The sequence below is a fragment of the Novosphingobium sp. 11B genome, assembly GCF_054589055.1.
The window spans coordinates 24,248-47,038 of record NZ_BAAILP010000120.1 but is presented as its reverse complement, the minus strand read 5'-3'; the positions used below and the strand labels follow the sequence as shown (position 1 = coordinate 47,038).

Here is a 22,791-nt window from a genome sequence, read left to right as displayed (position 1 = left end):
GCGAGGGCCACTGCCCTCGCGCTCCCGGGAATTGGCGACGTAAGCGCCGCATCCCGCCGTTACGCAGGGACGCTATCATCCAATTCACGAAGTCGAGCCTCGATCTGAGGCGCGAACTGGTAGATTTGCGTGAGTTCGGAAATCAGGTTTCTCTGCTCTTCCTTACCGGAAAAAGTACCAAGATATTTCGTTGAAATGCCGTTGAAATGCATCCTCGCGACGGTCTTTCGATTATTATCGTCAAGCAAGATGGCACAATAGGATTTCGCATCACGGATGTTGACGCGCTTGGGGTCTACGAGGCGCGAGGCGATAGCTTGTACGATATGGAAACCGGAAATCTCTTCTTGCGTGGTAACCACACCCTCTTCGACAACATCATTCGCCGCCCCACCGTCAACGTCTTCAGCAATCACCGGGGCAGAAGCATTCAGAGCGTTGGACAAACGATCCGTGACCAGATCACGGATTATCAAATTGATCGTAGCTCCGAGCATACGTCCGAAATTTTCCTTGATGGCAGGCGTCAAGCGGCCGTCATGGACCCGACTTGCCATCAACCGCACAAATTCTTCTGATGGCTCAGCGAATTCCTTTTCAATTTCCTTACGAAGAAGAGATTGAACCTTGAGGTTTCCTGCCTCCTGAACAATCTTTTCAATGTCAAAACTTGATTTCGAAAACTTCTCCAACGTCTTTATGTCAGTTGGTTTGATCGCATCCATGCTGAACGTAAAGAATGGACGATCATCCATTTTATTCGGTTTTTCAACATCAGAATAAAACTGGTAGTTCACGCCGTTTGTCAAAACAGCAAGGCGTGCATCGGTGACGCTGAAATATCTGAACAACTGTGCTGCGTGATTGATATTTAATTCAATCGAGGATGGTTTGCATTCCACCAGAATGGTCACACGACCATCGTTGCAGATTGCATAATCGACTTTTTCGCCCTTCTTGGTTCCCACGTCTGCAGTGAATTCAGGAACTACCTCGCTCGGATTAAAAACGTCGTAACCCAGCGACTGCAAAAAGGGCATCACCAGAGCCGTTTTCGCCGCTTCCTCGGTCAACAGGACCTCGCGATGCTCAATGGTTCGCTTTTGCAGTTCGAGAATGCGCGTGCCCAAATCCATAAATCCCCCTCAACGCCTTGATAAATGAAAGATTAAACTCCTGTAACGACGTGAGTCCAGCAAAACTACTTATGAGCTACGGACCTTCTATAGATTACAGAATTTTAATCATTGCACGCTTCGGGAAGTGACGTCGACATTCCCGGGAGCGCGAGGGCGATGGCCCTCGCATTTACTTTGTTTTCTATTTTCTCATTTCCTCATGCCAGCATCACGGCACTCCACTTTCCTACATCCCCCGCCCAGTCATACCCTCCCCGACATGACCCAACCCCGCGCACCCAGATCGCCCCGCCGGAGCAACGCCGACTATCGTTGGACCAGAGCGAGGGTTCATGCCTTCGTCGCGGCGCTGGCTCGGACGGGAGGGGTTGCGGCGGCGGCGCGGGAGGTGGGGATGTCTCGCCAGTCGGCCTATCGCCTGCGCGCGCGGCTCGGGCCGCAGTTCGCCGAGGTCTGGGACGAGGGACTGGCCTGGGGCGCCCTCTTCCGGCAGGAGCGCCAAGCCGCACAAGGTGACACCTTTACACACAAGGTTACACCACAAGGTGACACATCGGGCGCGCAAGGTGACACATTTGCCCTGCAACGTGACACTTTCGGCCCCAAAACGGCCCCAAGGTGACACTTTCCCCTCTGGACCGTGTAAACCGTGTAAACCTGCGTCACCTTGCACACCCCCGAGCGCAGGGCACGACGACGACAGTAACGGGAGCGCGAGGGCGATGGCCCTCGCACCTTCCTCTTAATTCAAGGCTCCCTTCCCCATCGCCTCCACCATCGAAGGGGCGGCCGCAAGCTCCATCGGCGCGACCTGCAACTGGCGGCGACGGGCGAGCGCTTCGGGCATTTCGCGGCGAATCCAGTCCATCATGCTCTCGCGGATTTCGCAGCGCAGGTCGAACAGGGTCGGTCCGTCGCGGGCGCTCATGAGGAGCCGCACTTCGAGGGTCTGATCGCGGCAGTCAGTGACCTGAAGGATCTGGGCACGCTGGTCGAACAGGCGGTGGGCCTTGATCTGGCGGGTATATTCCTCGCGGATCGGGCCGATGTCGGTGCCGTGATCAAGGTATAGGAACACGGTGCCCAGCAGCTGCGAGGTGGTCTTGGTCCAGTTCTGGAAGGTGTCCTCGAGGAAGCGGTTGGAGGGGACGACGAGGCGGCGGTCGTCCCACAGGCGCACGACGACGTAAGTGGTGCGAATATCCTCGATGCGGCCCCATTCGCCGTCGAGGATGATGACGTCGTCGATCGAGATCGGCTCGGTCATCGCCATCTGGATGCCCGCGATCAGCGCTTTCAGCGCAGGCTGCGCGGCGGCGCCGACGGCCAGCGCGGCAAGGCCGGCCGAGGCCATCAGGGTAACGCCGATCTCCTTCACCCCGGGGATCGAGGCCAGCATTCCCGAGATCGTCAGGAACACGATCAGGAAGGTGCCGAGGCGGCTCATAATGCCAAGGCGCGTGCGGCGGCGGCGGGCGTTGCGGTTGTTCTCGACGGTGATGTCGGCGCGCAGGATCATCGCCTCGATGAAGGCGCGGAAGATCGCGATGGCCACCCAGCCGGTGAGGAGCGGCATGACGAACGGGGCCAGCCGGTCCCATACGGCGTCGAGTGCCGGAGCCTCGCGCGCAGCCATGACCATGCCGATCGAGAGAAAGGCCCAGCGGGTCGGGCGTTCGAGGCGGTTGACGACGAGGTCGTCGGCATCGCTGGTGCTCCCCCGCGCCACCCGGACGAGGACGCGGAAGAGTATCGTGTGGATCGCCAGCGCCAGCACCACCCCGATCAGCGCGGCGACGATGGCGACCACCGGCCTCTCGGCCCAGTTCGGAAGGCCCGCGATGTGGCTCTCGATAAAGTCGATCATGGGGAGCAAACGATGCTGCAGTGCAGCAGTTTCGCGGGTAGTCGTGGTTTTTGCCCGGCCCACCCCCAGCCCCTCCCGCAATCGGGAGGTGAGCAGCAAAGATCAGCCCTCCCGCTTGCGGAAGGGCTGGGAGGCTTGGCAGCTTGCTGCCTTAGCCGGACGGAGTGGGCAGAACCTTCAGTGCGCCGCGCCCCAACTCTCGCCGTGGCCGATCTCGATCCCCAGCGGCACGTCGAGGGTCACGGCGGGCAGCGCCGCCTCGGCCATCACCCGCTCGATCACCGGAGAGGCTGCCGCGACGTCGCCCTCGGGCAGTTCGAAGACGAGTTCGTCGTGCACCTGCAGCAGCATGCGCACGTTCGGCAGGCCCGCCTCGACCAGCGCCGGGGTCATGCGCGCCATCGCCCGCTTGATGATGTCGGCGCTGGTGCCCTGGATCGGCGCGTTGATCGCCGCGCGCTCGGAGCCCTGGCGCTCGGCCTGGTTCTTGGAATTGACGCGCGGGAACCACGTCTTGCGGCCGAACAGCGTCTCCGAATAGCCCTTGGCGCGTACGCTCTCCAGCGTCTCGTGGATGTAGCGCTGAATCCCCGGGAAGCGCTCGAAATAGCGGTCGATCATTGCCTGCGCCTCGTCCGAGGACGTGCCCAGACGCCCCGCGAGGCCCCAGCGCGAGATACCGTAGAGGATCGCGAAGTTGATCGTCTTGGCCCGGCCGCGCGTGTCGCGATCGACCGTGCCGAACATCTCCATCGCCGTGCGCGAGTGAATGTCCTCGCCCGCCGCGAACGCTTCCTTGAGGCTGGGCACGTCGGCCATGTGCGCGGCGAGGCGCAGTTCGATCTGCGAATAGTCGGCGGCGAGCAGGACGTTGCCCGGCTCGGCGACGAAGCAGTGGCGGATCTGGCGGCCGATCTCGGTGCGGATCGGGATGTTCTGCAGGTTCGGATCGGTCGAGGACAGACGCCCGGTCTGCGCGCCGACGAGGCTGTAGCTGGTGTGGACGCGGCCCGTCTCCGGGTTGATCGCGGCCTGCAGGGCCTCGGTGTACGTCGAGCGCAGCTTGGAAAGCTGGCGCCATTCCAGCACCTTGGTGGCGACCACTTCGCCCTCGGCGGCCAGCTTTTCAAGCACCGACTGGTCGGTGGAATACTGGCCGCTCTTGCCCTTCTTGCCGCCCTTGTAGCCGAGCTTGTCGAACAGGATGTCGCCGAGCTGCTTGGGGCTGCCGATGGTGAATTCCTGGCCGACCTTCTCGAAGATCTCCTTTTCCAGCGCGCCGATCGCCTCGGCGAACTGGCTGGAAAGGCCGAACAATTTCTCGCGGTCGACCTTGACCCCGTGGCGCTCCATTTGCGCGACGACCGGGATCAGCGGGCGATCGACGCGCTCGTAGATGCGGGTGCCGCCCTCAAAGGAGAGGCGCGGCTTGAGCGCCGAGTGCAGGCGCCAGGTGACGTCGGCGTCCTCGGCGGCGTACTGGGTCGCGCGGTCGAGCGGGACTTCGCCGAAAGGGATCGCCTTCTTGCCGGTGCCGCAGATTTCCTTGAACGTCAGCGTGGTATGGCCAAGGTGGCGCTGCGAAAGCTCGTCCATGCCGTGCCCGCCGCCGATGCCCTCGATCTGGCGGCCGGCGTCGAGGCAGAAGCTGACGATCATCGTGTCGTCGATCGGCGACACCGCAATGCCGTGGCGGGCCAGCACGTTGAGGTCGTACTTGATGTTCTGGCCGACCTTGAGCACCGCATCGCTCTCCAGCAGCGGCTTCAGGCGGGCCACAGCGGCACCTAGCGATACCTGAACGGGCTTTTCGGCGAACATATCGCTGCCACCATGGCCCAGCGGGATATAGCACGCCTCGTTCGGCCCGACCGCGAGGCTGATGCCCGCCAGATCGGCCCGCATCGCATCGAGCATCGAGGTCTCCGTATCCACCGTGACAAGCCGCGCGGCGAAGGCCTTCGCGATCCACTCGTCGAGCTGCGCCTCCGTCGTCACGCACTCGTAGGCATCGCGATCGATCGCGGGCCACTCGGGCAGCGGCTGGCGCGCCGCGCCTTCGAGCGGGCTGGAGGCGGCAGCGGTTGTCGCCTTCGCCGGGTTCAGCTGCGTCGCGCGCTCGGGGCTGCCGTGGCCGGTGTCGAGGCGCTTCAAGAGGCTGGTGAAGCCGTGGGTGGAGAGGAACGCGGCCAGCGGCTCGGGCGGGATCGCGTCGAGCTTGAAGTCGTCGAGCGCCATCGGGAGGGTGCAGTCCTCCTTCAGCGTCACCAGCACCTTGGACAGTCGCGCCTGCTCGGCCTGCTCGATCAGGCGTTCCTGCAGCTTGGACTTCTTCATCTCCGGCGCGGCGGCCAGCGCGGATTCGAGATCGCCGTAGTCCTGGATCAGCTTGGTCGCGGTCTTGGGGCCGACGCCGTAGACGCCGGGCACGTTGTCCACCGCATCGCCCATCAGCGCGAGCACGTCGCCCACCTTCTCGGGCGGGACACCGAACTTCTCGATCACCTCGGGAATGTCGATGCGCTGGTTCTTCATCGTGTCCAGCATGTCGACGCAGCCGCCGCCGATCCCGCACTTGCCGACCAGCTGCATCAGGTCCTTGTCCGAGGACACGATCGTCACGTCCCAGCCCTGCGCGGTGGCAGCGCGGGCGTAGGAGGCGATGAGGTCGTCCGCCTCAAGACCCTGCTCCTCGATGCAAGGCAGCGAGAACGCACGCGTCGCGTCGCGGATCAGCGGAAACTGCGGGACAAGGTCTTCGGGCGGCGGCGGGCGGTTGGCCTTGTAGTCGGCGTAGATGTCGTTGCGGAACGAGTGGCTGGAAGCGTCGAGAATTACCGCCAGATGGGTCGGACCGTCGGCCTTATTGAGATCCTCGGCCAGCTTCCACAGCATCGTCGTGTAGCCGTAGACCGCGCCCACTGGCGTCCCTTCCGGGTTGGTGAGCGGCGGCAGGCGGTGATAGGCGCGGAAGATGTAGGCCGAGCCATCGACGAGATAGAGGTGCTGCTTGGAATCCATGCCGCAACCCCTAGCAGCGTGTCGTGGCGACGTCAGCAGCGGTGATTTCTTCGCTGCACAGGAACCGTTCATGTCCGCAGGTGTTTTCGCCGGGCGCTTGAAACGCCGCAGTGTGCCTCGTACCCACGGGTCTGAGCCCGTCGAAGAGGCTCACGCGGCGTTTTCGCCGACGGGGTAACTCGCAGAAAGAGGGATAGAATATGCGCAAGATCGTTTTCGTTGCCGCCGCAGCCGTGGCCGCCATGTCGCTGGCCGCCTGCTCGGAAAAGACCCAGGACGCCGCCAGCGAAGCCGCTTCGTCTGCCGGTGACGACCTCTCCGACACCGCCTCGGACGTAGGTGATGCGCTGGGCAATGCCGGCGCCACCGCATCGCAGGCCGCTAACGACACCGCCGACGCCGCGAAGGACGCAGCCAAGAGCGCCGAAAAGACCACCGACGACATCGCCGCCGACGCCGAGAAGGCCGCGAACGACGTCGCCAAGGAACTCGACGATCACACCGACGGCAACCCGCACACCAACTGATCTGTCGGATCGAAGAAACGGAAAAGGGGCCTTCACGGCCCCTTTTTTGTGTCCTTCGCATTAGCCCGGAGGCTCAGCGCGCCGAGGCGCTGCGCGGGTAGTTCGGCCCTTCGGCCTGATAGCCGTTGTAGATCGTGCGCGCGATGTTGGCGATGCGCGTCTCGCGCCCGGGGCGCCCGCCTTGTCCGGTCACGTAGATGGCAACCGCGAAGACCCGCCCATCGGGCGTCTGGATGATGCCGACGTCACTGGAGGTGTTGTTGAGCGAGCCGGTCTTGTGGGACACCTCCACCCCCGCAGGCAGTCCGGCCGGAATACGACGCTTGCCGGTCAGGCAGCGGCTCATCGCACCGAGCAGGACGTTGCGGCTCGACGGGCTCAGCCACTTGCCTTGGTAAATGCCCGAGAGCAGGTTCACCATGGCCTTGGGCGTGGCGCTGTCGCGCTTGTCGACGACGCGGGCGGGATCGATGGCGCCATCGTCGCGCACCAGCGTCGCGATGTCGCGGTCGATATGCCAGTCGTCGATCCCGGCGCGCTGGATCCAGGCATTGACCGCCTTGGGACCGCCGATGACCTTCAGCAGTGCGTCGGTTGCGTAGTTGTTAGAGCGCGTGATCATCAGCTCGATCAGGCGCGTGGCAGACATGTACTCACCCGGCCGCACCGGTGCGATCGCGCTGGAGAACGGCGCCGAGCCGACCGGAACCATCAGCGGGAATTCGCTCGACAGGCTCCACTTGCCCTTGTCCACGCCTTCCAGGAAAGTCGCGGCGATGGCGATCTTGCTGGTGCTGGCCATCGGGAAGCGCTGATCGCCCAGCACGTCGACCATCCGGCCGCTGGCGAGGTCCATCGCAGCGACGCCGATGCGCCCCTGCGAGGCATTGGCGACGGCGGCAAGTTGCTGACCGAACGGAGAATTATAGGTACGCGGTCCGCGCTGGTCGGTGCCGAAAATATCGTCGAAGCTGTTCTGGACCTGCACCACCTGCTCGGTCGGGCGGGTGAGCGGATCGATCTGCTCCGCCTGCGCGACATACGGCGATGTGACGGCCGCGAGCATCGTCGCAGCAGCGAAAAAGCGTCCGGCGCCCTTGCGGCACCGCGCGAAAAGTCGGTCTGCCCCGGTCATGCAGCCCACACCCTACCTTCGTCCATATTCCCAAACGGTTAACGTTCCAGCGACGAAACGCCAGAGTCCAGCGATGAGTTGCATTGGACTTGCGGCGATTTCCCAAATGCGCACTTTCCTTTCACGCAGATGAACGAAGTTTACGCGGTGTGCATCGATCGACCTCTGCAAGCTCAGCCTGAGCAGGGTGGAGGTCTGCACTATCTCCGCTCACCCTGAGCTTGTCGAAGGGTCGGGCGCAGCGAACGTCGCCAGAACAAGCAAAAGGGCCGGGAGATTGCTCTCCCGGCCCCTTCGATATGCTGACGCTGGGTCAGGGCTTCATCAGAAGCCCATGTCGCCCATGCCGCCCATGCCGCCGGGCATCGCCGGCATTGCAGGCTTGTCGTCGGCACGCTCGACGATCGCGGCTTCGGTCGTGATCAGAAGACCGGCGACCGACGAGGCGTCCTGCAGCGCGGTGCGCACGACCTTGGTGGGGTCGATGACGCCGGCGGCCTTCAGGTTCTCGTAGACGTCGGTGGCAGCGTTGAAGCCGATGCCTTCGTCCGACTGGTCGAGCAGCTTGCCCGCGACGACGGCGCCGTCGCTGCCGGCGTTCTCGGCGATCTGACGGACCGGAGCGGCAATCGCCTTGCGGACGATGTCGATGCCGCGGGTCTGGTCTTCGTTGGCGCCGGCCAGGCCCTCAAGGGCACGCGTTGCGTAGAGCAGCGCGGTGCCGCCACCGGGGACGATGCCTTCTTCGACAGCGGCGCGGGTCGCGTGGAGAGCGTCGTCGACGCGGTCCTTGCGCTCCTTCACCTCGACTTCGGTGGCACCGCCGACCTTGATGACGGCGACGCCGCCGGCCAGCTTAGCAAGGCGCTCCTGCAGCTTCTCGCGGTCGTAGTCCGAGGTGGTGACCTCGATTTGCGCGCGGATCTGCTCGACGCGACCCTTGATCTCGTCGGCCGAACCGGCGCCGTCGACGATCGTGGTGTTGTCCTTGTCGATGGTGACCTTCTTGGCCTGGCCCAGCATGCCCAGGGTCACGGTCTCGAGCTTGATGCCGAGGTCTTCCGAGATCATCTCGCCGGCGGTCAGCGTGGCGATGTCGCCCAGCATGGCCTTGCGGCGATCGCCGAAGCCCGGAGCCTTGACGGCAGCGATCTTCAGGCCGCCACGCAGCTTGTTAACGACGAGCGTGGCCAGAGCCTCACCCTCGATGTCCTCGGCGATGATGAGGAGCGGACGGCCCGACTGCACGACCGCTTCCAGGATCGGGAGCAGCGCCTGCAGCGACGACAGCTTCTTCTCGTGGATGAGGATGTACGGGTTTTCGAGTTCGACCGTCATCTTCTCGGGGTTGGTGACGAAGTAGGGCGACAGGTAACCGCGGTCGAACTGCATGCCTTCGACGACGTCGAGTTCGAATTCGAGACCCTTGGCCTCCTCGACGGTGATCACGCCTTCCTTGCCGACGCGCTCCATGGCTTCAGCGATCTTCTCGCCGACTTCGACGTCGCCGTTGGCGGAGATGATGCCGACCTGGGCGATTTCCGACGAACCGGCAACCGGGGTCGAACGCGCCTTGAGGTTCTCGACGACCTTGAGGACGGCGAGGTCGATGCCGCGCTTCAAGTCCATCGGGTTGGTGCCGGCTGCAACGGACTTCATGCCTTCGCGAACGATCGCCTGGGCGAGGACGGTCGCGGTGGTGGTGCCGTCACCGGCCTTGTCGTTGGCCTTCGAGGCCACTTCGCGCAGCATCTGCGCGCCCATGTTCTCGAACTTGTCCTTGAGTTCGATTTCCTTGGCGACCGAAACACCGTCCTTGGTGATGCGGGGTGCGCCGAAGCTCTTCTCGATGACGACGTTGCGGCCCTTGGGGCCCAGGGTCACCTTTACGGCATTGGCGAGGGTGTCGACACCGGCGAGAATACGCTCACGAGCGTCGCGCGAGAACTTTACGTCCTTGGCTGCCATTTTTGAATTCCTTCAGTAAATCAGATGGTAGGATCGGATGCTCAGGCGATGACGCCGAGGATGTCCGATTCCTTCATGATGAGCAGGTCTTCACCAGCGACCTTGACCTCGGTGCCCGACCACTTGCCGAACAGGACGCGGTCGCCGACCTTGACGTCAAGCGGGGTGATCGTGCCGTTCTCGGCGCGGGCGCCGGTGCCGACGGAGACGATCTCGCCTTCAGCGGGCTTTTCCTTGGCGCTATCGGGGATGATGATGCCGCCGGCGGTCTTTTCCTCGGCTTCAACGCGGCGCACGAGAACACGGTCGTGCAGCGGGCGGAAAGTCATTGGGGTGTCTCCCTAGATCCAACGAAATATAAAACTGGGCTTGGCACTCGGTGAAGGAGAGTGCCAATGAGCGGAGATATGGTCCGGTGCCCGGAGGCCGTCAATGGGGCCTTCGCAGAAAAATTTATCTGCCGTTCAACTTCGCGGCGAACTGGTGCGCCCGATAGATGATCGCTCTATGACAGCGCGACGATCGGCGCCGAGATAGGCATCGACCGCTCCGGCACAAGGCCGAATCGACCGCGCCAGTGCCAGCGGCCAAGGAGCAGGATCGCCGCGACCGTCAGGCCGACCGCGAGGCCGATCCACACGCCTACGCCTCTGAGCGGTGTGAACAGGCCCAGCGCTACCGAGGTCGCGAAGCCCGCCAGCCAATAGCCGACGATGGCGATCACGGCAGGAATCCGCGTGTCCTGCACACCGCGGAGCACGCCTGCGGCAATTGCCTGCACGCCGTCGGTCAGTTGGAATATCGCAGCGACGAAGAGATACTGCACCGCCAGCGCGACCAGCGCCGCATTGGCGGGCGCGGAAACGTCGACGTAGGCGGAGATGATCGTACGCGGGATCAGCAGCATCGCCAGCGCCGACAGTCCCACGAAACCGAGCCCGATCGCGATCGCCACCCATCCGGCACGCGCGATCGCATCGCGGTCCCCGGCGCCGTAGTGATAGCCAACGCGGATCGTCGCGGCCTGGCCTATGCCGAAAGGCACCTGGAAGGCGAAGGCGGCGATCTGCAGCGCAACGGTGTGCGCGGCCAGTTCGACCTCGCCGACCAGTCCCATCAGGAAGGCGGCGCCGGAAAACAGCCCGCCCTCCGCGATCAGGGTCGCGGAGATCGGCAGGCCCAGCCGCAGCATCTGGCGCAGGCGCTGCCATTCGGGCCGCCAGAAGCGCCCGAACACGTGGAAGCGGTGCAAGTTGCGATCGTTGCGGATGGCGACGACGTAAGCCAGCACCGTAACGCAGGCGGTGATAGTGCTCGCCAGCGCCGAGCCGGTCAGGCCCAGCGCGGGCATGCCGAGGTTACCGAAGACCAGCGCGTAGTTGCCCAGCGCATTCACGCCGATCGACAGCGCCGTGATCACCGTGGCGAAGACGGGCCTGCCCAGCGCCGAGACGAACGTGCGCAGCACATTGGCGACCGCCATCGGCACCAGCGCCAGCGAAATCACGCGGATGAAGTGCCCGGATATGGCCGAAATGCGAGGGCTCTGGCCGGTCAGCAGCATGATCCGTTCACCGAAGAAGCAGATTCCCACCGCCACCAGCCCCAGTCCGAGTGCCAGCCACAGCGCCATGCGGGCGGAACGCCGCACCTCGCGCACGGAATTCCGGCGGCGCCCGATCTCGGCGGCTATCAACGGGGCGACCGCGCCGGTCACGCCGTTCAGGCCCATCATCACCACCGCGACGATGGCGACGGCGAGACTGGACGCCGCGAGCGCCTCCTGCCCCAGCCGCGCCACGAAGATCACGTCGATCGCGAAGACCGCCATCTGCAGCATGTTGGCAAGCGCCAGCGGTCCGGCAAGGCGCAGGGTGGCGCGCAGTTCCTCGCGCAAGGGGTGGTTTCTGGTTCTCTCCCGCATCGGCCCGCGCGATAGATGCTGGCCGGGACGAGGGGAAGCGATTTCGTCCCGGCGCTTTGAATGGCACGGCCGATGTATTACCGGGATACCATGAAACAGATCGCGATCCTTGCCCCCCTCGCCCTTGCCGCCACACTTGCCGGCTGCGGAGAGAAGGCTCCCGAGCAGGCATCTCCCACGCCTTCCCCGACCGCCGCCGCGCCGCCGCCGGCTGCCGTCACAGACCCGGCGCCGATGGCTTTCGCGACGTGCCGCTCATGCCACTCGACCGAGCCGGGTCGCAACGGTATCGGCCCGACGCTGCACGGCATCGTCGGCTCCAAGGCTGGCGAGGTGGAGGGCTATGCGTTCAGCCCGGCGCTGAAGGGCTCCGGCATCACGTGGGACCGCAAGACCCTCGACACCTGGCTGCAGGGGCCGATGAAAATGGTCCCGGGCACGAAGATGGTCCTCCCCGTGGCTGACGCGCAGAAGCGCAAGGCGATCATCGACTATCTCGAAACGCTGAAGTGACGCCCGAAGAGTCCATCGCGCTCGCGGAAATCCAGCAGCATCTGGCACGCTGCGCGCAGGCCGGGGATGCGCGGCGAGCAGATGCCTACGCGGACTGCTTCGCTGGGGACGGCGTTCTGGAACTGGCGCATGAGACGATCAGAGGGCGCGAGGCGATCCGCGCCTGGATGACCGCGCCGTCAGTAATCCCCGCTCCGGCAGACGGCACGCCGGGTTTCGTCAGCCACCATCTGACGACCTGCCACGTCGAATTCACCGCTCCTGATGAAGCGGCCGCACGAACCTATTGGCTGGTGACGAGCGTCGTGGGCCTCGACCACAACGGCTTCTACCGCGATCACCTGCGCCGCGAGGACGGGGCTTGGCGCATTGTCCACCGCCGCCCGCGTACGTTGTGGATCAGCCCGGCGAGCGTGCTCCACCGGGCCTGACTGCCAAAGAAAAGGGCCTTGCGCCTGTCCCGGCGCAAGGCCCGGTCGATCGACGTCCAAGGGACCGGGGACGTCGCGGAATTACGCGTTCAGGTCAGACCTTGCGGCCGGGCGGCGGGGCCTGCTCGACCGGGGCTTCCGCCTTGGCCGGAATGGCCTGCGAAGGCGCCTTCGCCGCATCGCAGCCATCGGACGCAGCCTGCGTCATTTTCGGCTGTGTGCCCGAACCGTCCGAGCTGTAGGAAACCGAGCGCGTGCAGCCGCTGGCATCGGTGCTCGACGAATAATACGTCACATGCGCGCCCTTGGGCATGTCGCCGACCATCGTGAGACCCGGCATCGCAGCACCGTCCGCGCTCGCCGCCGTCACTTGCTGTTGCATACGGGCCGCCTGCTGCTGCATGAGTGCCGCGCGCTGCATCATGGCGTTCATTTGCGCGTCCATCATCGCGGAGATCCGGTCCATATGCGCGAAGGGGTCGGCCATGACCGGCATGTCCGCCTGCTGCATGACATCGGCGGGCACGAACTGCACCTTGGGCGCAACGTCGCCGGTGTACTGGACGTGGACGACGGTGCCGTCGGGCCCATCGACCTTCATCGTGTGCAACCGGGTACTGGCGGCCTCGGCCGCTCCGGCGCCAAGCAGGGCGAGCACGGCAGTGCCGGCGAGGTACTTCCTGGGGGGCATTCGCATTGGCGATGTTCTCCTTCGTGACTCGACCCTTTGCGGACGCGAAGCTGCCTCCCCGAAGCTGAACGCAGGATTACGGGACTGGAACGCAAAAAGGGCGGCGCCTTGCGGCACCGCCCTTTCCGTTATCTGCCCGGAAGAACCGGGAAGAAGATTACTTGAGCTCGACGGTGCCGCCGGCTTCTTCGATCTTCTTCTTGATTTCTTCGGCTTCAGCCTTGGTCGCGCCTTCCTTGACGGCCTTGGGAGCGCCTTCGACGAGAGCCTTGGCTTCAGCGAGGCCCAGACCGGTGATGGCGCGGACTTCCTTGATGACGTTGATCTTCTTGCCACCGTCGCCGGTGAGGATCACGTCGAATTCGGTCTTCTCTTCAACGGCTTCGGCAGCGGCGCCACCAGCGGCCGGGGCAACTGCGACAGCAGCAGCGGCGCTGACGCCCCATGCTTCTTCGAGAGCCTTGGCGAGGTCAGCGGCTTCCAGAACGGTGAGCTGCGACAGTTCTTCAACAAGCTTGGCGATATCGGCCATGATTATAACTCCTGATCTGTGGTCCACCGTGGGCCTCATGCCCGGCGGCGGAATAAATCGTAAGAAACGTTCTGCTTAAGCGAGCGCTCAGGCAGCCTTGTCGGCGTAGGCAGCGAAAACGCGAGCCAGCTTGGCCGCCGGAGCGGTCTGCAGCTGGGCGATCTTCGTCGCCGGAGCCTGAACGAGGCCGATGAGCTTGGCGCGCAGTTCGTCGAGCGAGGGCATCGAGGCGAGAGCCTTGACACCTTCGGGGGTCAGAACCTGCGAACCCATCGCGCCGCCGACGATCTCGATCTTGTCGGTCGTCTTGGCGAATTCAACGACGGCCTTGGCGGCTGCAACGGGGTCCACCGAAGAGGAGATACCCGTGGGGCCGGTCAGGAAGTCGCCGATACCGACGTAGTCGGTGTCCGCGATGGCAAGCTTGGCAAGACGGTTCTTCGCAACCTTGTAGGTCGCGCCCGCATCACGCATCTTTCCGCGCAGGGCGGTGGACTGGGCCACCGACATGCCGAGGTTGCGGGTGACTACCACCGCGCCGGCCTCTGCGAAAACCGCGTTGAGCGAGGCGACCGATTCGGCTTTCTGCGAACGATCCATGCCATACTCCTTCACAATGGCTACGAAAGGCGAACCCCTCGTAGCCGGCTACGTATTGTCCGGGGCGCTTGCAGCACCTCGGGCGAGTCCGTCGAAGGGGAAGGAGTTCTCGTGCCGAAGCACGATATTGGCACCACGCTCGAAGGAGTGGGGCCGGGTGATTTCCTTGTCCCCGTCTAGGCTGCGAATTAAGAGGGGAACCCTCAGCAGCGGTCTCGGACGGATGACAGACGGGAATCACCCCATCAGTCGGAGCGGGCCAATGGCGGATTGCCGGTGCTGAGTCAAGGCCGGACGGTCAGGATTGGCGGCATTGCACCTGGCTGCGGGCAACGACGGCGAGGATGGTGATGAGCGCCATCGCGGGCAGCGCCCAGTGCCCGATGTGCCCCGCCACGATCACCGCCGCCGCGAAGGCGAGCAGGCCGTGACGCCACGGTCCCGTCAGCACCAACCGATCGCGCACGAACCACAGCGCCACCATGTAGACCGCCAACGGCACCGCGACGGCGAGATTGCTTGCAAGGATAGGGGCGTGGTGCCCTTGCCCGGCGGCATTGTCTATGGCGACGGCGAAACCTGCGCCGGTCGCCGCGCCGCCTGCGTATATCAGCGCATGAGCGTAGCTCCAGTTGAACGAGCTGGAAAACCGCGCCTGATCGAGCGGGCCTTCCTGCGAGAAATAGAGCCACCACATCGCAAAGGTGATCGCCAGTGCGGAAAGGGCCAGGACGATCAGTTCGGCCGGGTGTCCGCCCGGCGCATCGGCATAGGTGAATGCGGCGGCGCTGGAGAGCAGCACTTCGCCCAGCACGATGATGACGAACAGCCCGTGCCGCTCGGCAACGTGGTGGTGGTGCCAGGGCGTCTTGCCGCGCGCTTCGGCGATGACGGGAACGGCCATCTCCATCAGCGCGCCCAGCACGAACAGTCCCGCCACTGCGCTGAACCCGGCCGGACGCAGCACCAGCAGCGCGAGGGTCCAGTACAGCTGCGTCACCGCGATCCCGACCGCATAGCTCACTGCCGTCGCCCGGTGGCGGGGGTCTGAGCGCGCGGCGATCAGCCAGAACGCTACCATCGCCACACGCATAACGATGTAGCCGACGATCACCAGCGTCAGGCTGCCGCCCGCGAAGACGCGCGGAACCCCGGCTGCCACGGCCAGCGCTCCGGCCATGATGACGCAAGTGATGAGACGATAGACCGGCCCGTCGCTGTCGTAGGCCGAGGCGAACCAGGTGAAGTTCATCCACGCCCACCACGTCGCGAAGAAGGTCATCGCGAACGTCGTCACGCCCATCGCCGCGTGGCCTGCAGCCACCGCATGGTGCAATCCCTCGGCGGCACTGGCCACGGCGATGACGATAACGAGGTCGAATAACAGTTCGAGCGGCGTGGAGACGCGGTGCGGTTCATGCGGATCGCGGGCGCCGAACGGTCGCCAGCTGTGGGTCTTGGTCATCTGTGCGGCAGGGCCCCTGCTGTTTGGTCGATGACCTTAGAGGCGAGACCACCGGGGCGGCAAGTCTCGCCGTGGCCCCGGGTTCAGTGCGCCTCGTAGCCCAGCAGATCGCCCGGCTGGCAGCCCAGTTCGCGGCAGATCGCCTCCAGCGTGGAGAAACGGATCGCCTTCGCCTTGCCGGTCTTGAGGATCGAGAGGTTGGCGAGGGTGATGCCGATCCGCTCGGCCAGTTCGGTCAGCGTCATGCGGCGTGCGTGGAGCAGGTCGTCGAGCTTGACCACGATGTTCGTGCCTTCCGTTTCGTCGCCCATCACACCATCCCTTCGAGGTCGGCACGCATCTGGGCGCCCTTGCGGAAGACGCGGGCGAGGATGAACAGGATCAGCATGAGCAGCAGGCCGTTGCCGTCGACGCCGCCGATCACTTCCAGGTCGGTATGGCCCTGGCCCTTGGTGAGCGCGTTGATCCACGCGCCGATACCGGACATCGGCAGGCCGACGAGCTGCACCGCGAGCGTCAGCCAGGCCATCTGCGTGAGGCGCGAGGCGTTGTCGGGCACGAAGGGATCGCCTTCGCCAACCGTATCGACGATGCGCTTGAGGAGCTGGAACAGGCGCAGCAGCAAGGCGCAGAGCAGTGCCGCCAGCAGCAGAATGCCCGCGATCGCCCAGAGGAACGGTCCGGTCGGCACGCCCTCCAGATGCTCCGCCAGCGCGGTGCTTGCGGGTCCGTGGAAGATCGCCAACAGCGGCGCTGCCAGCAGGCTCGCGCCCATGCCGAGCGCCAGGACCGCCATGAGGAACCATAGAACGCCCTTGGCGATGGCGAGGAGCGGGTCACGGGTGATCGTGTTCATCGTCTGGTTTCCTTCCCGTCCGGATCACATGAGCGCGGGAACGACCCGCGCTCCGATGACGATCACTTGCCCGTGGGCCGATGCCTCGGCGGGGGCCGTGACGGTGGGGAGCCAGAAGCCGGCCAGGAAGACCGTGGCAAGGAGCAGCGAGAGCAGAGGCGGTGCCATCCGGTGCGTGTCAGGGCGGATCATTGTTCGTTCTCCGATATGCTTGATATCGAAATTCAATAAATCCGATTCCGCATATCGTCAATCGATAATATCGAAAAACGATATGCTGCCGTTGGCGCGCAAAAAAGGGGCGGCTCCGGTCTGGAGCCGCCCCCGTTGGGGCTCGACCATGTCGCCGGGCGTGACAACCGGCGGGCCGGGCCGGTCAGGCGTCGGTAAGCTCCCGATTGGTTGCAGGGGTGGAGGCCCCGGGAGTCTTGATCGACGGCCTGTAGGTGCGGAAGTCGAAGCGGTTTCCAGCCTTGCTCTCGGCTTCCAGGCTCTCGCGATGCTGCAACTGAAGACGCGCGCGGCGCAGGCGGCCCTTGCGCGAGGTGAACGGGTTCCCCTCGTCAGGCTCAGCGGCCGCCATGGCGTCGAGCAGTTCGTAGCGCTCCTCTGCCGTCTGCGGCAGCGGCGAGGCCGCAAGGATCGCCGTGGCCGAATTGCCCGCGATCACGCGATCACGCTGCACCGGAGCGGGCTCGGCAACGATGGGCTCGACGACTGCAGGATGCACCGCTTCGACCACTGGCGCGGGGGCGGGAACCGGCTCGAGCGCACCCACCGGCTCAAGCGGCTCGGGCACATACTCGGCCTCCTCGTAGACCGGATTGGAGCGACGGCGACGCATCGCGGCGATGCCCACGCCCGCCACGCCAAGCGCGGCAAGAATGCCGGCGACTTCGGCCACCGGGAAGCCATCGCCGTCGGTGGTCGGCGGCGCTGGCTGGGCGGCAGGCGGCGAGACTTCGGCGCGCGCGGGAGCCGGAGCTGCGGGCGGAACGGAACCTTGAGCCAGCGTGCCATCGCCTGCAGTGCCGTTATCCTGAGCGGTCGGGACAGTTGGCTGCACCGGCGCGGCGCGTTCGGCGCGCGGCGCGGCAGAAACGCGGGTCGTTGTACGCGTCCGCGCCGCCGTGCTCGACGGTTCGGCTGCAGCCTCATCGGGAGTGGCGGGCGGCGGCACGTCAGGCAGAACGACAGTCTGCTGCTGCGTCGGCGTCACCGAAGTCGGTGCCGTGCCCGCCGTGGTGGCAGTGTCGGTGGGCACGTTGGGCGGCGCGGTCGATTCAGGCGGCAGCGTGACGTTCGGCGTGGTCGCCGGAGCGGCGGAAGGCGGCGTAGCGCTTATATCCTGCGGCAGTGACAGCGAAGGCGTCGTCGCGGGAGCCTGCACTTCCTGCGCAGCGGCCGGGATTGCGGAAAGCGCGAGGACAGCGGCAATCGCGGTCAGTGCGCTGGGCGAGCGGGGGACGGAAAAGTGTATCATACCGGAAACAATGCGCGCCCTGTGCAAAAGTCCTTTCGCAAGTGCGGAATACGGGACGGTCCGACCGACCTCCTGCGACGAGTTGATGCTTTCGGCAAGAACACGGTTTTCGGCGGATTTACGCCAGATTAACGGCATTCGCCCGTTCACGCCGTTTGACACCCCGCACCCCGGCTCCTATATGGCGGCCTCGCTCGATCGCTTCGAGCAAGGCATGTCCATGCGCGGGGACACGCCCGGGAAGGAGGCGATCGGGATTTCATCCGACGTGGAAGGCTGCAGGCCGCATGGAGACCCGAAACCCGGGAATCCGCGTGCCAGGCGGCCTTTCTTGCGTTCCGGATGGTCTGCTTTCGGGCAGGCGACGTCACTCGCGACGACGAATTTTTACGAAGGCCGTGTCCCTTGCGACTCGGCCCTCACACGAAGAGGCAAAGACCAGCTCATGGCCACCAAGCCCATCGACACCACCCCGCTGGTGCGCACTGCAAAGAAGCGCATCCGCAAGATCTTCGGCGACATCCACGAAGTCGTCCAGATGCCCAACCTGATCGAAGTCCAGCGCGAGAGCTACGAGCAGTTCCTGCGCTCGGACCCGTCGGTCGGCTACGTCTCGGGCCTCGAAAAGACCCTGCGTTCGGTGTTCCCAATCCGCGACTTCGCGGGCACCAGCGAGCTGGACTTCGTCCACTACGAGCTGGAAGACCCCAAGTACGACGTGACCGAGTGCCGCCAGCGCGGCATCACCTACGCCGCGCCGATGAAGGTCACGCTGCGCCTCATCGTGTTCGAGGTCGACGCCGAGACCGAGACTCGCTCGGTCCTCGATATCAAGGAGCAGGACGTCTACATGGGCGACATGCCCCTGATGACGGAGAACGGCACCTTCTTCATCAACGGCACCGAGCGCGTCATCGTCTCGCAGATGCACCGTTCGCCGGGCGTCCTGTTCGACCATGACCGCGGCAAGACCCACGCTTCGGGCAAGTTCCTCTTCGCCGCCCGCGTGATTCCGTACCGCGGTTCGTGGCTCGACTTCGAGTTCGACGCCAAGGACATCGTCAACGTCCGCATCGACCGCAAGCGCAAGCTGCCCGTCACCTCGCTGCTCTACGCGCTGGGTCTCGACGGCGAGCAGGTGCTGAACCACTTCTACGCCACCATGTCGTGGAAGCGCGGCTCGGGCGGCTGGCAGCTGCCCTACACTCCCGAGGCATGGCGCGGCGCGAAGCCGACCTTCGACATCGTCGATGCGAAGTCGGGCGAAGTCGTGTTTGCCGCCGGCACCAAGATCTCCCCGCGCGCCGCGAACAAGGCGCAGAAGGACGGTCTGGAAGAGCTGCTGCTGCCGACCGAGGAAATCTTCGGCCGCTATTCCGCCAAGGACCTGATCGACGAGTCGACCGGCCGCATCTACATCGAAGCCGGTGATGAAGTGACGCCGGAAAACCTCGACGCGCTCGACGCGGCGGGCTTCGACCAGATCGACCTGCTCGACATCGACGAAGTCAACACCGGTCCCTGGATCCGCAACACGATGAAGGCCGACAAGGCCGAGAATCGCGATATGGGTCTGGAAGCGATCTACAAGGTCATGCGTCCGGGCGAGCCGCCGACGAAGGAAACCGCCGAAGCCCTGTTCGACGGCCTGTTCTTCGACGCCGACCGCTACGACCTCTCGGCCGTTGGCCGCGTCAAGATGAACATGCGCCTCGGCCTCGATGCCGAGGACACCGTCACCACCCTGCGCGTCGAGGATATCCTCGCCGTGGTGAAGGAGCTTGTCGGCCTGAAGGACGGCAAGGGCGAGATCGACGACATCGACAACCTCGGCAACCGCCGCGTGCGTTCGGTGGGCGAGTTGCTGGAAAACCAGTACCGCGTCGGCCTGCTGCGCATGGAGCGCGCCGTGAAGGAGCGCATGTCGTCGGTGGACGTGTCGACGGTCATGCCGAACGACCTCATCAACGCCAAGCCCGCCGTGGCTGCCGTTCGCGAGTTCTTCGGTTCCTCGCAGCTCTCGCAGTTCATGGACCAGACCAACCCGCTTTCGGAAGTCACCCACAAGCGCCGTGTTTCGGCCTTGGGCCCGGGCGGTCTGACCCGTGAGCGCGCCGGCTTCGAAGTCCGCGACGTTCACCCGACCCACTACGGCCGCATCTGCCCGATCGAAACGCCGGAAGGCCCGAACATCGGTCTGATCAACTCGCTGTCGACCTTCGCGCGCGTCAACAAGTACGGCTTCATCGAGACGCCGTACCGCAAGGTGCTCGACGGCAAGGTGACCAAGGACGTCGTCTACCTCTCGGCGATGGAAGAGCAGAAGCACACCGTCGCGCAGGCTTCGGCCGAACTGACCGGTGACGGCTCGTTCGTCGAGGAACTCGTCTCGGCTCGCCAGAACGGCGAATTCGTGATGAGCCCGCGCGACCAGATCACGCTGATGGACGTTTCGCCCAAGCAGCTCGTCTCGGTCGCCGCATCGCTCATTCCGTTCCTGGAAAACGACGACGCCAACCGCGCTCTCATGGGCTCGAACATGCAGCGTCAGGCCGTGCCGCTCGTGAAGGCCGATGCGCCTTACGTCGGCACCGGCATGGAAGAGACCGTCGCTCGTGACTCGGGCGCCGCGATCTCGGCCTTGCGCGCCGGCATCGTCGACCAGGTCGATGCGACCCGTATCGTCATCCGCGCCTCGGGCGACATCGAAGCCGGCAAGTCGGGCGTCGACATCTACCGCCTGCAGAAGTTCGAGCGTTCCAACCAGTCGACCTGCATCAACCAGCGCCCGCTGGTGAAGGTGGGCGAGCTGGTCGAGACCGGCACGATCATCGCCGACGGCCCGTCGACCGAGTTCGGCGAGCTGGCGCTGGGCCGCAACGTGCTCGTCGCGTTCATGCCCTGGAACGGCTACAACTACGAGGACTCCATCCTCATCTCCGAGCGCATCGTGAAGGACGACGTGTTCACGTCGATCCACATCGACGAGTTCGAGGTGATGGCCCGCGACACCAAGCTGGGTCCTGAAGACATCACCCGCGACATCCCGAACGTCGGCGAGGAAGCCCTGCGCAACCTCGACGAAGCGGGCATCGTCTACGTGGGCGCCGAGGTTCACCCCGGTGACATCCTCGTCGGCAAGATCACCCCGAAGGGCGAAAGCCCGATGACGCCGGAAGAAAAGCTCCTGCGCGCCATCTTCGGTGAAAAGGCTTCGGACGTGCGCGACACCTCGCTGCGTCTGCCGCCGGGCGTTTCGGGCACCATCGTCGACGTTCGCGTCTTCAACCGCCACGGCATCGAGGTCGACGACCGTACCCGCGCGATCCAGAACGAGGAAATCGAACGCCTCGCCAAGGACCGCGAGGACGAGCGTGCGATCCTCAACCGCGCCACCTACAACCGTCTGAAGGACATGCTCCTCGGCCAGGTCGCCACCTCGGCGCCCAAGGGCCTCAAGAAGGGCGTGGACATCACCGACGAGGTGCTGGCCGAAGTCGAGCGTCACGAGTGGTGGAAGTTCGGCGTTGCCGACGACCACGTCCAGTCGCAGCTCGAAGCGGTCAAGACCCAGTACGACCTCACCGTCAAGGCGATCCAGGAGAAGTTCGAGGACCGCAAGGAAAAGCTGGAGCGCGGCGACGAGCTGGCTCCGGGCGTCCTGAAGATGGTCAAGGTCTTCGTCGCGGTGAAGCGCAAGCTGCAGCCGGGCGACAAGATGGCCGGCCGTCACGGCAACAAGGGTATCATCAGCCGCATCCTGCCGCTGGAAGACATGCCCTTCCTGGAAGACGGCACCCCCGTCGACTTCGTCATGAACCCGCTCGGCGTGCCTTCGCGCATGAACGTGGGCCAGATCTTCGAGACGCACCTTGGCTGGGCCGCACGCGGTCTGGGCAAGCGCATCGGCGATGCTTTGGACGCATGGCGCGTGGCCAACCCCAACCCGGTCGCAGGGCAGCCGCCCGAGGCCGTTCGTGAACTGCTGACCGAAATCTACGGCGACAACTACGCCGCAGACATCGCCGAGCGCACGGACGACCAGATCGTCGAGTTCGCCGACTCCGTCCGCAAGGGCGTGCCGATGGGCTCGCCGGTGTTCGACGGCGCGGTCGAGAAGGACGTCACCGACATGCTCAAGCTGGCAGGTCTGGACGAATCGGGTCAGGTTGACCTGTTCGACGGCCGCACCGGCGACCGCTTCGATCGTAAGGTCACGGTGGGCATGAAGTACGTGCTCAAGCTGCACCACCTTGTCGACGACAAGATCCACGCCCGTTCGATCGGTCCGTACTCGCTCGTCACCCAGCAGCCGCTGGGCGGTAAGGCGCAGTTCGGCGGCCAGCGCTTCGGTGAGATGGAGGTCTGGGCTCTCCAGGCCTACGGCGCCGCATATACCCTGCAGGAAATGCTGACGGTGAAGTCGGACGACGTTGTCGGCCGCACCAAGGTCTACGAAGCGATCGTCAAGGGCGACGACACCTTCGAGGCCGGCATTCCCGAGAGCTTCAACGTTCTCGTCAAGGAAATGCGCTCGCTGGGTCTCAACGTCGAGCTGACCAGCCACGACGATGCCGAAGACGACGACGGCGTCGCCCTGGCGGCGGAGTAAGGGATGCAAGGGCGGGGCTTCGGCCTC

Annotated in this window: 19 protein-coding genes; 4 read left to right on the top strand and 15 right to left on the bottom strand. The window is 64.7% G+C overall.

Features of this window, described 5'->3' with window-relative positions; genetic code table 11:
- Window positions 1-59: 59 nt before the first annotated feature.
- The 3 genes from ACYPYD_RS11375 to polA all read right to left on the bottom strand — a co-directional run bounded on the left by ACYPYD_RS11375 (window position 60) and on the right by polA (window position 6,027).
- Window positions 60-1,136: a type I restriction endonuclease gene (locus ACYPYD_RS11375; protein WP_459663211.1), complete on the bottom strand. Its 1,077-nt coding sequence runs from the start codon at window positions 1,134-1,136 to the stop codon at window positions 60-62.
- Window positions 1,137-1,881: 745 nt separating this feature from the next.
- Complete coding sequence (locus ACYPYD_RS11370) at window positions 1,882-3,006, bottom strand: mechanosensitive ion channel family protein (protein ID WP_459663210.1); 1,125 nt, start codon at window positions 3,004-3,006, stop codon at window positions 1,882-1,884.
- A gap of 177 nt (window positions 3,007-3,183) precedes the next feature.
- Window positions 3,184-6,027: a DNA polymerase I gene (polA, locus tag ACYPYD_RS11365; protein WP_459663208.1), complete on the bottom strand. Its 2,844-nt coding sequence runs from the start codon at window positions 6,025-6,027 to the stop codon at window positions 3,184-3,186.
- 200 nt (window positions 6,028-6,227) lie between these two features.
- Between polA and ACYPYD_RS11360 the strand changes: the two genes are divergently transcribed.
- Complete coding sequence (locus ACYPYD_RS11360; protein WP_036528456.1) at window positions 6,228-6,554, top strand: hypothetical protein; 327 nt, start codon at window positions 6,228-6,230, stop codon at window positions 6,552-6,554.
- A 73-nt stretch (window positions 6,555-6,627) separates the two neighbouring features.
- Here ACYPYD_RS11360 and ACYPYD_RS11355 read toward each other — a convergent pair whose 3' ends face one another.
- The 4 genes from ACYPYD_RS11355 to ACYPYD_RS11340 form a co-directional block, all read right to left on the bottom strand.
- Window positions 6,628-7,689 (bottom strand): serine hydrolase, encoded by a 1,062-nt coding sequence (locus ACYPYD_RS11355; protein ID WP_211149456.1) that lies wholly within the window; start codon window positions 7,687-7,689, stop codon window positions 6,628-6,630.
- 324 nt (window positions 7,690-8,013) lie between these two features.
- Entirely contained in the window at window positions 8,014-9,657 is a 1,644-nt protein-coding gene (gene groL, locus ACYPYD_RS11350; RefSeq protein ID WP_008829391.1) for a chaperonin GroEL, read from the bottom strand.
- 41 nt (window positions 9,658-9,698) lie between these two features.
- Window positions 9,699-9,986, bottom strand: a complete 288-nt coding sequence (gene groES / locus ACYPYD_RS11345; protein ID WP_008829392.1) for a co-chaperone GroES — start codon at window positions 9,984-9,986, stop codon at window positions 9,699-9,701.
- Between the two features lie 176 nt (window positions 9,987-10,162).
- On the bottom strand, window positions 10,163-11,581 hold the full coding sequence (locus ACYPYD_RS11340) for an MATE family efflux transporter (RefSeq protein WP_459663206.1): 1,419 nt from the start codon (window positions 11,579-11,581) through the stop codon (window positions 10,163-10,165).
- A gap of 90 nt (window positions 11,582-11,671) precedes the next feature.
- Here ACYPYD_RS11340 and ACYPYD_RS11335 point away from each other — a divergent pair, with 90 nt between their 5' ends.
- Entirely contained in the window at window positions 11,672-12,094 is a 423-nt protein-coding gene (locus ACYPYD_RS11335) for a c-type cytochrome (protein ID WP_172705011.1), read from the top strand.
- Window positions 12,091-12,525 (top strand): nuclear transport factor 2 family protein, encoded by a 435-nt coding sequence (locus ACYPYD_RS11330; RefSeq protein WP_459663204.1) that lies wholly within the window; start codon window positions 12,091-12,093, stop codon window positions 12,523-12,525. Before ACYPYD_RS11335 ends, ACYPYD_RS11330 begins: the two co-directional genes overlap by 4 nt.
- 94 nt (window positions 12,526-12,619) lie before the next feature.
- Here ACYPYD_RS11330 and ACYPYD_RS11325 read toward each other — a convergent pair whose 3' ends face one another.
- The 8 genes from ACYPYD_RS11325 to ACYPYD_RS11290 all read right to left on the bottom strand — a co-directional run bounded on the left by ACYPYD_RS11325 (window position 12,620) and on the right by ACYPYD_RS11290 (window position 18,152).
- Window positions 12,620-13,222, bottom strand: a complete 603-nt coding sequence (locus ACYPYD_RS11325; protein WP_459663202.1) for a hypothetical protein — start codon at window positions 13,220-13,222, stop codon at window positions 12,620-12,622.
- Window positions 13,223-13,373: 151 nt separating this feature from the next.
- A complete protein-coding gene (gene rplL / locus ACYPYD_RS11320) occupies window positions 13,374-13,748 on the bottom strand; it encodes a 50S ribosomal protein L7/L12 (RefSeq protein WP_008829397.1) in 375 nt (124 codons plus the stop codon).
- Window positions 13,749-13,835: 87 nt separating this feature from the next.
- A complete protein-coding gene (rplJ, locus tag ACYPYD_RS11315) occupies window positions 13,836-14,348 on the bottom strand; it encodes a 50S ribosomal protein L10 (protein WP_008829398.1) in 513 nt (170 codons plus the stop codon).
- A 298-nt stretch (window positions 14,349-14,646) separates the two neighbouring features.
- Complete coding sequence (locus ACYPYD_RS11310) at window positions 14,647-15,813, bottom strand: low temperature requirement protein A (protein ID WP_459663200.1); 1,167 nt, start codon at window positions 15,811-15,813, stop codon at window positions 14,647-14,649.
- An 83-nt stretch (window positions 15,814-15,896) separates the two neighbouring features.
- Window positions 15,897-16,124, bottom strand: a complete 228-nt coding sequence (locus ACYPYD_RS11305; RefSeq protein ID WP_008829400.1) for a helix-turn-helix domain-containing protein — start codon at window positions 16,122-16,124, stop codon at window positions 15,897-15,899.
- Window positions 16,124-16,669 (bottom strand): DUF2975 domain-containing protein, encoded by a 546-nt coding sequence (locus ACYPYD_RS11300; RefSeq protein WP_285020509.1) that lies wholly within the window; start codon window positions 16,667-16,669, stop codon window positions 16,124-16,126. The genes ACYPYD_RS11305 and ACYPYD_RS11300 overlap by 1 nt, the downstream gene beginning before the upstream one ends.
- Window positions 16,670-16,693: 24 nt before the next feature.
- Window positions 16,694-16,861, bottom strand: a complete 168-nt coding sequence (locus ACYPYD_RS11295) for a hypothetical protein (protein WP_155986405.1) — start codon at window positions 16,859-16,861, stop codon at window positions 16,694-16,696.
- A gap of 184 nt (window positions 16,862-17,045) precedes the next feature.
- Window positions 17,046-18,152: a hypothetical protein gene (locus tag ACYPYD_RS11290; RefSeq protein ID WP_459663198.1), complete on the bottom strand. Its 1,107-nt coding sequence runs from the start codon at window positions 18,150-18,152 to the stop codon at window positions 17,046-17,048.
- A gap of 445 nt (window positions 18,153-18,597) precedes the next feature.
- On the opposite strand from ACYPYD_RS11290, the gene rpoB reads away from it, so the two are divergent.
- A complete protein-coding gene (gene rpoB, locus ACYPYD_RS11285) occupies window positions 18,598-22,764 on the top strand; it encodes a DNA-directed RNA polymerase subunit beta (RefSeq protein WP_008829403.1) in 4,167 nt (1,388 codons plus the stop codon).
- Window positions 22,765-22,791 lie beyond the last annotated feature (27 nt).